The organism is Actinomadura sp. NPDC023710, assembly GCF_040639875.1.
Classification (GTDB): Bacteria; Actinomycetota; Actinomycetes; order Streptosporangiales; family Streptosporangiaceae; genus Spirillospora; species Spirillospora citrea.
Map to the genome: position 1 here is coordinate 1 of NZ_JBFAGB010000043.1, position 13,743 is coordinate 13,743.

Annotated in this window: 12 protein-coding genes; 6 read left to right on the forward strand and 6 right to left on the reverse strand. The window is 70.6% G+C overall.

Translation table 11 applies throughout. The annotated features are described in order from the left end of the window. Nucleotides 1-251: 251 nt before the first annotated feature. Both AB0H37_RS36325 and AB0H37_RS36330 read left to right on the forward strand, forming a co-directional pair. A complete protein-coding gene (locus tag AB0H37_RS36325; RefSeq protein ID WP_360617195.1) occupies nt 252-1,532 on the forward strand; it encodes an alpha/beta hydrolase in 1,281 nt (426 codons plus the stop codon). Nucleotides 1,533-1,542: 10 nt separating this feature from the next. Further along, nucleotides 1,543-1,737, forward strand: coding sequence for a DUF3046 domain-containing protein (locus tag AB0H37_RS36330; protein WP_179833519.1), 195 nt, complete (start codon nt 1,543-1,545; stop codon nt 1,735-1,737). Between the two features lie 8 nt (nt 1,738-1,745). On the opposite strand, the gene AB0H37_RS36335 is transcribed toward AB0H37_RS36330, so the two are convergent. From AB0H37_RS36335 to AB0H37_RS36345, 3 genes are all read right to left on the reverse strand, one after another. Beyond that, a complete protein-coding gene (locus AB0H37_RS36335; RefSeq protein ID WP_329093722.1) occupies nt 1,746-2,903 on the reverse strand; it encodes a glutathionylspermidine synthase family protein in 1,158 nt (385 codons plus the stop codon). 3 nt (nt 2,904-2,906) lie between these two features. Then, nucleotides 2,907-3,158: a hypothetical protein gene (locus AB0H37_RS36340; protein WP_360617196.1), complete on the reverse strand. Its 252-nt coding sequence runs from the start codon at nt 3,156-3,158 to the stop codon at nt 2,907-2,909. 226 nt (nt 3,159-3,384) lie between these two features. Further along, on the reverse strand, nt 3,385-4,254 hold the full coding sequence (locus tag AB0H37_RS36345; protein ID WP_179833521.1) for an ATP-grasp domain-containing protein: 870 nt from the start codon (nt 4,252-4,254) through the stop codon (nt 3,385-3,387). Between the two features lie 243 nt (nt 4,255-4,497). Here AB0H37_RS36345 and recA point away from each other — a divergent pair, with 243 nt between their 5' ends. The 4 genes from recA to AB0H37_RS36365 all read left to right on the forward strand — a co-directional run bounded on the left by recA (nt 4,498) and on the right by AB0H37_RS36365 (nt 9,808). Beyond that, nucleotides 4,498-5,616 (forward strand): recombinase RecA, encoded by a 1,119-nt coding sequence (recA, locus tag AB0H37_RS36350; protein WP_179833522.1) that lies wholly within the window; start codon nt 4,498-4,500, stop codon nt 5,614-5,616. 37 nt (nt 5,617-5,653) lie between these two features. Beyond that, nucleotides 5,654-6,295 (forward strand): regulatory protein RecX, encoded by a 642-nt coding sequence (locus AB0H37_RS36355; RefSeq protein ID WP_360617197.1) that lies wholly within the window; start codon nt 5,654-5,656, stop codon nt 6,293-6,295. A 595-nt stretch (nt 6,296-6,890) separates the two neighbouring features. Further along, nucleotides 6,891-8,462, forward strand: coding sequence for a ribonuclease Y (gene rny / locus AB0H37_RS36360; RefSeq protein WP_179833524.1), 1,572 nt, complete (start codon nt 6,891-6,893; stop codon nt 8,460-8,462). Nucleotides 8,463-8,578: 116 nt separating this feature from the next. Next, complete coding sequence (locus AB0H37_RS36365; RefSeq protein ID WP_360617198.1) at nt 8,579-9,808, forward strand: glycerophosphodiester phosphodiesterase family protein; 1,230 nt, start codon at nt 8,579-8,581, stop codon at nt 9,806-9,808. On the opposite strand, the gene AB0H37_RS36370 is transcribed toward AB0H37_RS36365, so the two are convergent. From AB0H37_RS36370 to AB0H37_RS36380, 3 genes are all read right to left on the reverse strand, one after another. Next, nucleotides 9,809-11,821, reverse strand: coding sequence for a prolyl oligopeptidase family serine peptidase (locus AB0H37_RS36370; RefSeq protein ID WP_329093712.1), 2,013 nt, complete (start codon nt 11,819-11,821; stop codon nt 9,809-9,811). 174 nt (nt 11,822-11,995) lie between these two features. Beyond that, the gene (locus tag AB0H37_RS36375) at nt 11,996-12,979 is read right to left on the reverse strand and encodes an amino acid ABC transporter permease (protein WP_329093710.1); all 984 of its coding nucleotides are present in this window, start codon (nt 12,977-12,979) and stop codon (nt 11,996-11,998) included. After that, nucleotides 12,976-13,659 (reverse strand): amino acid ABC transporter permease, encoded by a 684-nt coding sequence (locus AB0H37_RS36380; protein WP_179833528.1) that lies wholly within the window; start codon nt 13,657-13,659, stop codon nt 12,976-12,978. The genes AB0H37_RS36375 and AB0H37_RS36380 overlap by 4 nt, the downstream gene beginning before the upstream one ends. Between the last annotated feature and the right edge of the window lie 84 nt (nt 13,660-13,743).

Genomic DNA, 13,743 nt, shown 5'->3' on the forward strand with positions numbered 1-13,743 from the left:
GTGTGGGGGGTCGTCCCTCCACGGGGAGCAGGGATGAGCGAAGCGAACCGGGGGGTGTGGGGGGTCGTCCCTCCACGGGGAGCAGGGATGAGCGAAGCGAACCGGGGGGTGTGGGGGGTCGTCCCTCCACGGGGAGACAGGGATGAGCGAAGCGAACCGGGGGTGTGGGGGCGTCCTCCACATGAACTCTTGTAAGCAAGCGCTTGTATGGGCATGGTGGAGCGGGCAGGCCAACGCTCCGCAAGGGAGTCATGATGTCTTACGTCCTCCTCGCCATGGGCCTCCTGTTCGCCCTGACGGCCGCCAACGCGTACGCCCCGCGGCGCAGCCCCGTCCTCCTGGCGGCGAGCTTCTTCGTGGGCTGGCTCACGATCGAGCTGGCGCCGCACGTCCTGGTCGCCTGGGCCGCCGCCACGGCCCTGCTCGCGGCCTTCGGGGGACTGGACGGCTGGGCGGGCTGGACCGGGCTCGTCCTGGCGGTCCTCGGCATCGCGGGCGTCGCGGCCACCCTCGCTGCCTCCCGCCGGACGGTGGTCACCCTGCGCGACAGCGGCGCTCCCCTCGAACTGGACCCGGAGGGCGCGCCGCGCTACCCGCTCGGGCACCTGATCGTTCCCCCGCTGTGCCTGGTGCCCCGCAAGGGCGTGCGGGTCGAACGCAACGTCGTGTACCGGCAGGAGGGCCGCCTGCGCCTGAAACTGGACGTCTTCCGGCCCGCCGGCGAACGCGCGGACGGGGAGCTGCGCCCGGGGCTCATGCAGATCCACGGCGGAGCCTGGGTGATCGGCGACAAGCGCGAGCAGGGGCTGCCGCTGCTCAACCACATGGCCGTCCAGGGATGGGCCGGCTTCAACGTCAACTACCGGCTCAGCCCGCGCGCCACCTGGCCGGAGCACCTGATCGACCTGAAACACTTCGTCGCCTGGTACAAGGAGCACGCCGAGGAGTACGGGGCGGACCCCGACTTCCTCTGCGTGACCGGCGGTTCGGCCGGCGGGCACCTCACCGCGATGGTGGCGCTGACCGCGAACGTCCCCGAGTTCCAGCCGGGCTTCGAGGACGCGGACACCACCGTCCAGGGCGCGGTCCCGTTCTACGGCTTCTACAACTTCTTCGAGCCGGGCACCTTTCCCCGCCCGTTCGGCACCACCCGCCTCATGGAACGGATGGTCGTCAAGCAGCCCTTCGCGGAGAACCAGGAGACGTACGCCAAGGCGTCCCCGGTCACCTACCTCCGCGAGGACGCACCCCCCTTCTTCGTCATCCACGGCAGCCGCGACTCGCTCATCCCCGCGGTCGAGGCCCGCCGGTTCGTCGAGCGGCTCCGGGAGGTCTCCGGCTCGCCCGTCCTCTACGCCGAGATGCAGGGCGCCCAGCACGGGTTCGACGTCTTCCCCTCCTACCGGACCGCCCGGGTCATCGAAGGCGTCGAACGGTACCTGACGGGCCTGCACCGCCAGTACCGCCAGGGCCGCACCCCCGAGGTCCCCGACGAGGTGACGCGGTCCTTGGGAGAGCCATCCGTCGGATAGCGTGGGACACGTGCGGCTAACACTCTTCTGGGATCGGATGAACCAGCAGTTCGGCGAGCACTACGCCGAGAGCGTGGCCAAGGACTACGTCATGGCCGAACTCGGCGGCCGCACCATCGACCAGGCCCTCGCCGACGGCGAATCCGCCAAGCAGGTCTGGCAGGCCGTCGTCGCCACCTTCGACGTCCCCGCGACCCTGCAGTAGGGGTCCCGCTACATCGGGATGCGGTGCGGGACGAAGGACGACGTGTCGTCGGTGATGAGTCCGGACGTCTCCCTGATGCCGATCCCGGCGGCCCCGTCGTGGACCACCCACGCGCCGAGCACGGGGTGCTCGCCGTCGAACTCCGGTAGCGCGCAGAACTCCTGGAAGACGTACCCCTCCGCGCCGTAGTCGCCCTGGGTCCGCTGCTCGGAACCGTCCGGCGTGACGATGCGCATGCTCGCGCCCTCCCGCCCGAGCAACGGCTTCTGCACATAGGACGTCAGGTTCGACGGGGTGTTCAGGTAGGTGGGCAGCAGATTGGGGTGGCCCGGGAACAGCTCCCAGAGCAGGACGAGCAGCGCCTTGTTGGAGAGCACCATCTTCCAGATCGGCTCTATCCAGGACGTGGGCGTCCCCGGGATGCTGCGCCCGAACGGCTCGGCGACGATCCACTCCCAGGGGTAGAGCTTGCAGAGCGTCCCGATCTCCCGCTCGTCGAGGTCGACGAACCGCCCGCGCGCGGCGTCCCAGCCGATGTCCTCCATGGCGATCGCCACACCCGGCAGGCCCGCCTCCTCGGCGGTCTCCTGCATGTAGGCGATCGTCATGACCTCCTCGCCGGTCTCGTCACCGGTCGTCCAGGCGAAGTGGACGGGCCCGCCGTCCACGGTGGGCGCCATCTCCTTCCAGCGCGCCACGAACCGCTCATGGATGGAGTTCCACTGGTCGTCCTCAGGATGGGTGTCCTGGAGCCAGTACCACTGGACGACGGCGCTCTCCACCAGCGCGGTCGGCGTATCGGCGTTGTACTCCAGGAGCTTGGCGGGCCCCTGGCCGTCGTAGCGCAGGTCGAACCGCCCGTACAGGTGCGGGTCGCCGCGTCGCCACGACTCCTCGATCAGGGGCGCCACCCAGTCGGGGATGCCGAGGACGTGGTAGCGACCGGTGGACACGACGTGCTCCACCACGTCCAGGCACATCCGGTGCAGTTCCTCGACGACGCCTTCGAGGGCCAGTACCTCGTCCATGTCGAAGACGTAGTGCACCGACTCGTCCCAGTACGGCCGGGTCAGATGCTCGGGGTGCGCGGTGCGGTGGAAGGCCAGGCCGTGCGCCTCGACCTTCTCCGCCCAGCCCTCACGCGGTGTGGAACGGACACGGCGCACGGGTCAGCTCCCGCCCCGGCCGCCGCCGCCGAACCCGCCCCGGCTCAGCGTCCGCCCGCCACTCGACTTGATCTTCCCCTCGGGCCGGTACTGGCTGCCGCCGGACACGAAGCCGGACCGGCTCTTCCCGCCGTAGTACCAGAAGTAGCGGCCGTAGGAGGTGGAGGACCCGCCGTCGATGTCGCCGGTGTCGCAGTTGCCGTCCGAGACGACCTTGTACCCGCCCTTGCCTTTGGCGGGCGCGTTACGGTCCACGCATCTCGCCGTCGTCGAACCGGAACCGCAGGCGACGAGTGTCAACGACAGGGCGCTCACCATCCCCACCTTCACGGCGCGGGAGCTGAGCCGGCGAGTGGGCTCCTGAGGGGGCAAGAGAGCACGTCCTTCTCACGCAGGGATCGATCGGCGGCCGGGGGCCACAGATCATGAGACGGTGAAGACCCCGATCCGGTTCGATCACACCACATCCCCCGTGCGGACGTTATTCCGGCACGGGGAGATGCGCGTAGAGGTCCATCGCGTCCACCGACGTCGGCAGGTCGCTGACCTGGCCGTCGCCGACCTCCACGACACGCCAGGCGCCGTCCGTGCGGCGGGCCAGGTCGGTGGTGATGAACCGGCAGCCCAGCGCGCGGACGGCGGGAGCCACCGCGCCCAGATCCGGATCGAGCTCCACGCCGGGGCTGTCAGGGTGCGGGCCGACCAGCGCGGGTTCGCCGTCCACCCACCACACGCGCGCCTCGCCCTCCTCGTCGTACTGCTCGAACTCCCGTACGACGAGACCGCCGGCCAGGTGGTCGTCGCGCAGCGCGACCATCTTCGCCGCGATGTCGTGCAGCTGCGCGAGGTTCTTCAGGTCGGGGACGAAGCACGCCTCCTCCCACTCGTGCTTGCACGACTTCACGTAGTCCTTGACCACGCCGGGCCCGCCGCGCAGCGGCTTGACGAGCTCGCCCAGCTCGCTCAGGGGGCCGGGATCCTGGCCGGTGCCGAGAGACCGCCACACGCTGTGCGGGGTCAGCCCGGCGAACGTGTCGTGCCATCCCGGCAGCTCGTGCGCGCGGCGGTAGTCGTCCGGGTGCGTCAGGAGCACCGTTCCGCGCCGCTTCAGGGCGGCGGCCATCGCGCCGTACTCCTCCGCCGAGAGCATCCATCCGCGGTACCAGACCGGGCCCAGGTCGGAGGGCGCCGCGTCGACCGCGTCCTCGACGTCCCCGCGGCGCAGCGCGTCGTGGTCGATCAGGGCGATCTCGCCGTAGTGGTCCCGCACGGCGGCCGCCTCGCGGGCGAAGTGGGGGTCAACGCGCCGGGGATGGAGCGGATCGACGCAGAAGAGGACGGTCAGCGTCATGATTGGAACCCTCCGTCAACTCCGCCAGGTTACGGGGTCGGGACCATCGATCGCACGGAGATTCCACCGCAAATCGGTGGGCGGGACGATGATCGAACGAATGTTCGGTAAGCTGGCCCCGCCCCGCGGCGACGTCCTCGGACCGCGCCGGGGGTGAAAGTGTCGGTGGCCCGCCGTAACGTCGCCCTCGACATCGCAAGCAGCGGCCGAGAGCCGACACATCTCAACGAGAAGGACATCTCAATGGCAGCGAACGACCGGGAGAAGGCTCTCGAGACCGCACTGGCCCAGATCGAGCGGCAGTTCGGCAAGGGATCGGTCATGCGGATGGGCGAGGAGGCGCGGGCCCCCGTCGAGGTGGTCCCCACCGGCGCGATCTCCCTCGACATCGCCCTCGGCATCGGCGGCCTGCCGCGCGGCCGCGTCGTCGAGGTGTACGGCCCCGAGGGGTCCGGCAAGACCTCCATCGCGCTCCACGCCGTCGCCAGCGTCCAGAAGCAGGGCGGCATCGCCGCCTTCGTCGACGCCGAGCACGCCCTCGACCCCGAGTACGCCACCAAGCTCGGCGTCGACATCGACGCCCTGCTGGTCTCGCAACCCGACACCGGCGAGCAGGCCCTGGAGATCACCGACATGCTGATCCGCTCCGGCGCGATCGACATCGTCGTCATCGACTCCGTCGCCGCGCTGGTGCCCCGCGCCGAGATCGAGGGCGAGATGGGCGACAGCCACGTCGGCCTCCAGGCCCGCCTCATGTCGCAGGCCCTGCGCAAGCTCACCGGGGCGATCAACCAGACCAAGACCACCGTCCTGTTCATCAACCAGCTCCGCGAGAAGGTCGGCGTCATGTTCGGCTCGCCGGAGACCACCACCGGCGGCCGCGCGCTGAAGTTCTACGCCTCCGTCCGCCTCGACGTCCGCCGCATCGAGACGCTCAAGGACGGCACCGAGGCCGTCGGCAACCGCGTCCGCGTCAAGGTCGTCAAGAACAAGATGGCCCCGCCGTTCCGCGTCGCCGACTTCGACCTCCTCTACGGCCAGGGCATCAGCCGCGAGGGCGGCCTGATCGACCTCGGCGTGGAGCACGGCTTCGTCCGCAAGTCCGGCGCCTGGTACACCTACGACGGCGACCAGCTCGGCCAGGGCAAGGAGAACGCCCGCAACTTCCTCAAGGCCAACCCCGACCTGGCCGACGGCATCGAGAAGAAGATCAAGGAGAAGCTCGGCATCGGCCCGAAGGTCGACAAGGAGGCCGAGCCCGCCGCCGCTCCGGGCGCCGCGCCCGAGCCCTCCGCCCCCGCCCCGGTCAAGGCCCCCGCCGCGAAGCGGGGTGCCAAGGCCGCCAAGGCAGGTGACTCCTGACAAGGAATCTCCTGAGACGGGTGACTCTCGACGAAGAGTGAGCGATGATCTCGTATGCAGGGCGGCGGCGCCCTACCCGGCACCGCACGACCGGTGCCCGGAACTTCCCCGACGGCGCCGCCGCTCCCACGGCTCCCGCCCCCGCGCGGGCCGGCTCCCCATGACGGCCGCGCGCGAGAGCGACCCTGAGGCGAGGGCCCGCGAGATCTGCCTGCGCCTCCTGTCCTCCTCCCCCCGCACGCGGGCCCAACTGGCGGACGCCCTGCGGCGCAAGCACATCCCCGAGGACGTCGCCGAACGCGTGCTGAGCCGCTTCACCGACGTCGGCCTCATCGACGACGAGGCCTTCGCCCAGGCATGGGTCCAGTCCAGGCACGCTGGCCGAGGCCTGGCCAAGCGGGCCCTGGCCGCCGAACTCCGCCGCCGCGGCGTCCCCGGCGAGACCGTCAACGACGCGGTGGAGACCCTGGACCCCGGCCAGGAGGAACAGACGGCCCGCGCCCTGGTCACCCGCAAGCTCCCCGCCACCCGAGGCGTCGACCCCGCCAAACGCATGCGCCGCCTGGTCGGCATGCTCGCCCGCAAGGGCTACTCGCCCTCCCTGTCCTACCGGGTGGTCAAGGAGGCCCTGGCCGAAGAGGGCGCCGACCCGGGAGACCTCCCCGCTCTGCTCGACTGACCGGCACGCCCCGTCCCACCGGTGGTCAGGAGTCCTTGGCCGAGAGGCACCGACCTGAGGCCATCCCGTCCCCTCGACAGAACCGCCGCGTTCGAAACGGGAAGCGGCGCCGGGGGCCGGATCGGTGGGGTAGCAGCTGGGGGGTGGGGTGGCAATGTGGCGTTGTCGTGAGAGACGGGTGGCGACACGCCGGAGTCGCGGGGACGGCGACCGGCGGGCGGTCGGGTCCGCGCTGTGGCGGGGGCGTGATGGTGCAGGTCGGAGCAGGGTCCGGGGGTCAGGGGAGGCGGTAAGGAAGGAGTCACGTCGACGTTCGGTTAGTCCGGAATGCCGGTCGTTTGCTTGCTCATTACCTCTGTGCCGCTTACCGTTACGGCAGTGAGGAGTTACTCCGCGTCTCGCGGATTGCCATACGACCGAGCACGTTCCAGCAGCTGAGAGGCATAAAGGACACGTTCGTCGACCGGATTCGGCCGGGTCGCCGGGGGCGCGCCGCTGCGCGGTCCCGCGATGTCGTGCATCCGCGCGCGAGTAAATCCTCGCTAGGCAGGGCCCCGTACTCCGGACGGGCCCGCGGCGAGGAAGGATCTGCCTCATGGAGAGCGTCCTGCTGGGTGCAGCGCTGCTGGTGACCCTGGTCGCTCTCGTGATCGTCCTGGTACGGCGTCCCGGCACGCCCGGCAGGGCCGCGGCCGAGATGGCCCGGGCGCAGGGCGAGGCGGACGAGATCAGGGCGAAGGCCGCGAAGGACGCGCGGGCCGCCCTGGACAAGGCCGAGCGGGAGGCGCAGCAGGCCACCGCCACTGGACGCGCGGAGCTCGACGAGGAAGGCCGGACCCTGCGGGACGACCTCCGCACCGTCCGGGAGGACCTGGAGCGCCGGGAGGCGCGCCTCGCGGAGCGGGAGCAGCGGCTGGACGCCGAGGTGCGCCGCCTGGAGGAGTGGCAGGGACGGCTCGCCGAGACCAAGAAGGAGCTGGAGGCCCGCGGGCGGGAGCTCGACGGCGTCGCCGACGAGCGGCGCAAGGTCCTGGAGCAGGCGGCCGGGCTGACCGCCGAGCAGGCCAAGGGCGAACTGGTCGCGGCGATCGAGAACCAGGCGAAACGGGAGTCCATCCCGATCGTGCGGGAGATCGAGAACGCGGCGAAGGCGGAGGGCGACAAGCGCGCCCGCAAGATCGTGACACTGGCGATCCAGCGGGTCGCCAGCGAGCAGACGGCCGAGTCGGTGGTGTCGGTCCTGCACCTGCCGAGCGACGAGATGAAGGGCCGCATCATCGGCCGCGAGGGGCGCAACATCCGCGCCTTCGAGACGACCACGGGCGTGAACCTCATCATCGACGACACGCCCGAGGCGGTGCTGCTGAGCTGCTTCGATCCCGTGCGGCGCGAGGTCGGGCGGCTGACGCTGGAGAAGCTCGTCCTGGACGGCCGGATCCACCCCCAGCGGATCGAGGAGATCTACGAGCGCAGCCGCAGCGACGTCGAGCAGCTGTGCGTCCGCGCCGGCGAGGACGCCCTGGTCGAGGTCGGCATCGCCGACATGCACCCGGAGCTCATCGCGCTGCTCGGGCAGCTGCGGTACCGGACGTCCTACGGGCAGAACGTGCTCAAGCACCTGATCGAGTCCGCGCACATCGCGGGCATCATGGCGGGCGAGCTGCGGCTGCCGGTGGAGGTCGCCAAGCGGTGCACGCTGCTGCACGACATCGGCAAGGCGCTCACGCACGAGGTGGAGGGCAGCCACGCGCTGATCGGCGCCGAGATCGCCCGCCGCTACGGCGAGCACGAGGACGTCGTCCACGCGATCGAGGCGCACCACAACGAGGTCGAGGTCCGGACCGTGGAGGCCGTGCTCACCCAGGCCGCCGACGCGGTGAGCGGCAGCCGGCCGGGGGCGCGCCGCGAGTCGCTGGAGGCCTACGTCAAGCGGCTGGAACGGCTGGAGGAGATCGCCCGCGACAGGCACGAGGGCGTGGAGAAGGTCTTCGCGATGCAGGCGGGCCGCGAGATCCGGGTGATGGTGAAGCCCGACGCGGTCGACGACATCCAGGCACAGGTGATCGCCCGCGACATCGCCAAGCAGGTCGAGGACGAGCTGACCTATCCCGGCCAGATCCGGGTCACCGTCGTCCGGGAGTCCCGGGCGATCGAGTTCGCCCGCTGACCGGCGCGAACGAGCGACCGAGCGGTTTGTTGGGGTTCGGGGGAAATTAAGCGGTTGGTCTGGTGTTCGCAAGCTTCCGCGGTGATGATCAAGTCATTTCCAGGCGGGAGGATCTCGTGAACAGGATCGCCATGATCGGGTGCGGGGCCGTGCTGGCGGCCGTCGCCTTCGCGGGCAGCGCCCAGGCCGCGCCGCAGGCCGCGGGGAAGCGGACGCACGCGGTGATCGTCGGGCATCGCGGGTCGCCGGGGCAGGCCCCCGAGGAGACGCTCGCGTCCTACCGCGACGGGGTCCGCGACCGGGCCGACGTGCTGGAAGGCGACGTGCAGCTCACGGCCGACAAACAGATCGTGCTCCTGCACGACGACACGCTCGCCCGGACCACCGACGTGGAGCAGGTCTTCCCCGACCGGGCGCCGTGGAGGGTGGGCCAGTTCACGCTGGCCGAGATCAAGAGGCTGGACGCCGGGTCCTGGTTCGACGCCCGGTACGCGGGCCAGCGGGTGCCCACCTTGAAGGAGCTGCTCGCCGCCAGGGACAGGGGGACCGGGCTCAGCCTGGAACTGAAGGCGCCCGCCAACAGCCCCGGGATCGCCACGCTCCTCGCCGAGGAGCTGAACGCGGCCGGCGTCACCGACGGCGGGACGCTCAAGTCGGGGGCCTACCGGGTGCAGGTCCACTCGCGCGACCAGGCGGCGCTCAAGGAGTTCCACGCGTCCGCGCCCAAGGTCCAGCTCTCCTACCTGACCGGGGGCGCGATGCTCTCCGACGACGAGCTGGCCGGGCTGGCGGGCTGGACGGTCAGCGTGTACGCGCATCCCAGGGCGACCAGTGCCGGCGATGTCAGGCGTGCGCACGACAAGGGGCTGAAGGTGTTCAGCGACCCGGTGGACAGCCCGGCCGAGGTGTCCATGGGGGCGAACCAGGGCTACGACTGGCTCGCGACGAACTTCCCCGCCACGACGCGGCGGATCCTGGACGGCCGGACGCCCTTCCCCGGCGCGAACGGCGTCGTCATCGACAGCGTCTTCCCCGACCCGGGCGGCGACGACGCCCAGCCGGAGAAGAGCGAGCACGTGGTGCTGCGGAACACGACGTCCAGGCCGGTCGACGTGAGCGGCGGCTACCTGCGCGACCAGGCGAGCAACCTGATGCGGATCGGCTCTGGATACGTGATCCCGCCGGGAAGCCTGCTGCGCGTCTACGTCGGCCCAGGCACGAACCGTCCCGACGCCTTCTACAACGGCCTGACGGCCGGCTTCCTGAACAACACCTCAGGAGACACGGTGTCGTTCTTCCGAGCCGACCACACGCTGCTCGACATCTCCTCCTACATCGTCCCCTGATCAGCCGATCGTGAGGTTGACGGGTTCGACGCCGCGCGGCTCGAACCCGAGGGTCTGGCCGTAGAACGCCAGCTCCGCCTCCAGGCAGCGGATGACCGTGTCGGCCTTGCGGAAGCCGTGCGACTCGCCCTCGAAGGTGAGGTAGGCGTACGGCATCTTCTTCTCGGCCAGCGCCTGCGCGAACCGCTCGGACTGGTCCGGCGGCACGATCGGGTCGCTCAGACCCTGCAGGAGCAGGACGGGGCAGGCCGTCCGGTCGGCGCGGTTGATCGGCGAGCGCTCCTCGTAGGCGCGCTCGAACCCGGGGAGGGGGCCGATGAGGCCGAACAGGTAGTGGGACTCGAAGTCGTGGGTGCTCTCGGCGAAGCGCTGCAGGTCGCTGATCCCGAAGTAGGACGTGGCGGCCTTGAACACGTCGGTCTGCGTGATCGCCGCGAGCGTCGTCCAGCCGCCGGCCGAGCCGCCGCGGATCGCCAGCCGCGCCGGGTCGGCGATGCCGCCGTCGACGAGGGCACGGGCGGCGGCGACGGCGTCCTCGACGTCGACCACGCCCCACTGGCGGCGCAGCCGCTCCCGGTAGGCGCGGCCGTAGCCGGCCGATCCGCCGTAGTTGACGTCGATCACGCCGATGCCGCGGCTGGTGAAGTACGCGCGCTCCATGTCGAGGACCGTGGACACCCGTCCGGTGGGCCCGCCGTGCACGAACACGACGTAGGGCGGCAGCTCGTCGTCCGGCCCGGCCGCCTCAGGGTTGGTCGGCGGGAACACGTAGGCGTGGACGGGACGCCCGAACGGCCCCTCCAGCTGCTCGGCGCGCGGCCTGGACAGGTACGCGACGTCGGGCAGCTCGGCCCGCTCCCGGCGCAGCCCCTCGACGCGCCCGGTCGTGGTGTCGACGCGCACCACCGACGCCGGCAGGTCCGGGCCGCCGGCGATCCCCACGATCGTCGTGCCGTCCGTGGACAGCTGCGGCGCCCAGTGCTCGTAGGGGACCTCCAGGTCGACGAGGTCGAGGGTGTCGGTGTCGTAGACGCCGAGCCGCATGTCGCCCTCGCCGTGCAGGACGGCGAGGCGCCCGTCGCCGAGCAGCGCGTACGGCATGCCGCCGAGCTGCCACAGCGGCGCGGCGAACTCCTCCTCGGCCGGGTAGAGCGCCTGGGCGGACTCCCCGTGCAGGCCGACCTGGTAGATGTTCCACCAGCCGGGCCAGTCGGAGATCACGTACAGGGACTCGTCGTCGCGCCACAACGGCGCCAGGGCGGACTCGGTGAGGCCGCCCTTGACCGTGCGGGGAGCGACCACCTCGCCGTCCTCGATCGCCGCCACGCGCACCTCGGTGCCGTCCCACGGCATGCGGGGGTGGTTCCACTGGACCCACGCCAGGTGCCCTCCGCCAGGGGACGCCACAGGGCCCGCGTAGAACTGCGCGCCCGACACCAGCTCGCGGATCGCGCCGGCGTCCCCTGCGGCGCTGCCGTCCAGAGGGATGGCGACAATGGCGCGCCGGATGCCCGTGGCGGGCTGCTCGTCCGCGCTCTGCTCATCCTCGGGGCCCGCAGGCTCGGCGATGTGGCCCTCGCAGACGCACCAGACCTCAGTCCCGTCCGGGGAAAGGACGTAGTCGGCGTACCGCAATCCCGCCGGGACGGCCGGCTCGGGCGTCAGCGGGTACGGCTTCGGGTCGCCCTCGTCGAGGCGGTGCAGCCGCTGGTCCTCGTAGTTGGAGAACACGACCGACCAGCCCGCCCCGGTGCGGATCGGCAGGTACGACCGCCCGCCGTACTCGTGGACGCGGGTACGCGCATCCCACGGCGCCTGCAGCAGCTCGGTGCGATGACCGTCCTTCAGATGGATGACCGTGGCCCGTCCGCCCTCCTCGGGTCGCGTCTCCTGCCACCACACGTCGTCGCCCATGACGGTGGGGAAGCTGAGGCGCAGCCGGGCGCGGGCGACATCGGCCGCAGAGATGGGTGAAGGCCATGAGCCGTAGGGAAGGGTCGCACGAGCGGTCATAACAGGAATCGTCCCGCATACGGGGATCGGTTGGGGCCATGACGGGCCGTTTGAGGTCGGAAAGATACAAGCTCTTGGCCTGGAAACCCACCGGTAACACAGGGGTTCGCCCCTGGCGGGGACGGCGAAGGGCGCCGCCGGAACCGGCGGCGCCCTTCGCGGACGAGCGGACCGTCAGATGGTCTGCTGGGTCACCCCGACCCCGGCCACGGGGGGCGGGCCGCCCGAGCCCATGGTCTTGGCCTCGGTCTTGCGGCTGCGGCGGCTGCGCCCCTCCAGCCAGGTGGCCACACGGCTCAGCGACATGTTGATCGCGATGTAGATGACCGCGACGACGATGCCGGCCTGCAGCACGTTGTTGCTGTAGTTCGCCGGCACCTGCTTGAAGCCGGCCTGCAGGAACTCGCCGTAGGCGATGATGAACCCGAGCGCGGTGTCCTTGAGCAGGACGACGATCTGGCTCACGATCGCCGGCATCATCACCGTGATGGCCTGCGGCAGCAGCACCAGCCGCATGACGCCGTTCTTGCGGAGCCCGATGGAGTAGGCGGCCTCCGACTGCCCCTTCGGGATCGACAGGACGCCCGCGCGCACCACCTCGGCGAGCACGGAGCCGTTGTACATCGTCAGGCCGAACACGACCGCGGCGAACGCGGGCACGGTGACCACACCGGCGTTGATCTCCACCCCGAAGATCGAGAAGAAGTAGTCCACCGACACCCGCTGCAGGGTGCCGAACTGCGACTCGGCGATGGCGGGGCTGATCTTGTTGGGGACGAAGAACGCCAGGAAGATCAGGATCAGCAGCGGGATGCCGCGGAAGAACTCCACCACGGCGCCGGCCGGGACGCGGACCCACCAGTGGTCCGACAGCCGTGCCAGCCCGAACACGACGCCGAACAGCAGGGCCAGCACCGTGGCGAGGGCGGCGGCCTTCAGCGTGTTGATCAGGCCGGGCAGGAGCAGGTGCCTCCAGACCGTCCACTTCAGGAACGGCGTCCAGAGCTTCTCCTCGAACTGGCCCTTGTCGCTGAGGCGCCAGATCAGCGCGGCCAGGACGGCGGCGAGCAGGATCGACACGACGGCGGTCAGGAGCGCGTTGCGCGCCCTGGCCCGGGGGCCGGGGATGTCGAAGAGAACGGTCGCTTCCTTGCTCATCGCGCCACCGCCATCCGCTTGGCGAGCCAGCCGAAGAAGTATCCGGTCGGCAGGGTGAGGATCAGGAAGCCGATCGACACGCCGAGGAAGAGGGGGATGACCCCGTTGGCGAACGTGGGCTTGTCGATGATGGTCTTGGTGACCAGCGCGACCTCGGCGTAGCTCGCGGCCGCGGCCACCGTCGTGTTCTTGATCATCGCGATCAGCACGCTGCCCAGCGGGGCGATGATCGCCCGGAACGCCTGCGGCAGGATGATCATGCGGAGGGACTGGGTGAAGGTCAGCCCGATCGAACGGGCGGCCTCGGCCTGGCCCAGCGGGACGGTGTTGATGCCCGAGCGCAGGGTCTCGCACACGAAGGCCCCGGTGTAGGCCGACAGGCCGAGGACCGCCCACCAGTAGTAGGTCGTCGAGGAGTTCTCGGAGAACTTCAGCGCGAGGATGTCGTTCAGGCCCAGGCTGCACATCAGCAGTACCAGGGTGAGGGGCGTGTTGCGCACGATGTTGACGTAGCCCGTGCCGAACGCGCGGAGCACCGGAACCGGCGAGACCCGGAAGCTCGCCAGAAAGGTCCCGATGATCAGGGAGAGCACCGCCGCGGCGGCCGCGAGGCGCAGGGTCGCCCAGAATCCCTGGAGGATCTCGTCGAAGTTGTCGAAGAACGGGCTGAAGTCAAACATTGCTCAGCTGTTTCATCACGTTCCAGCGGGTGTCAGGCCATGCCGGCGCGCCCCCGGGCGATGTCTGTCGGGGACGCGCCGGCG

What these genes read in the sequence shown, in the direction of transcription:
- AB0H37_RS36380 (WP_179833528.1), bottom strand. Translation starts at nt 13,659, where the DNA reads ATGTTTGACTTCAGCCCGTTCTTCGACAACTTCGACGAGATCCTCCAG.
- AB0H37_RS36345 (WP_179833521.1), bottom strand. Translation starts at nt 4,254, where the DNA reads ATGACGCTGACCGTCCTCTTCTGCGTCGATCCGCTCCATCCCCGGCGC.
- recA (WP_179833522.1), top strand. Translation starts at nt 4,498, where the DNA reads ATGGCAGCGAACGACCGGGAGAAGGCTCTCGAGACCGCACTGGCCCAG.
- AB0H37_RS36370 (WP_329093712.1), bottom strand. Translation starts at nt 11,821, where the DNA reads ATGACCGCTCGTGCGACCCTTCCCTACGGCTCATGGCCTTCACCCATC.
- rny (WP_179833524.1), top strand. Translation starts at nt 6,891, where the DNA reads ATGGAGAGCGTCCTGCTGGGTGCAGCGCTGCTGGTGACCCTGGTCGCT.
- AB0H37_RS36325 (WP_360617195.1), top strand. Translation starts at nt 252, where the DNA reads ATGATGTCTTACGTCCTCCTCGCCATGGGCCTCCTGTTCGCCCTGACG.
- AB0H37_RS36375 (WP_329093710.1), bottom strand. Translation starts at nt 12,979, where the DNA reads ATGAGCAAGGAAGCGACCGTTCTCTTCGACATCCCCGGCCCCCGGGCC.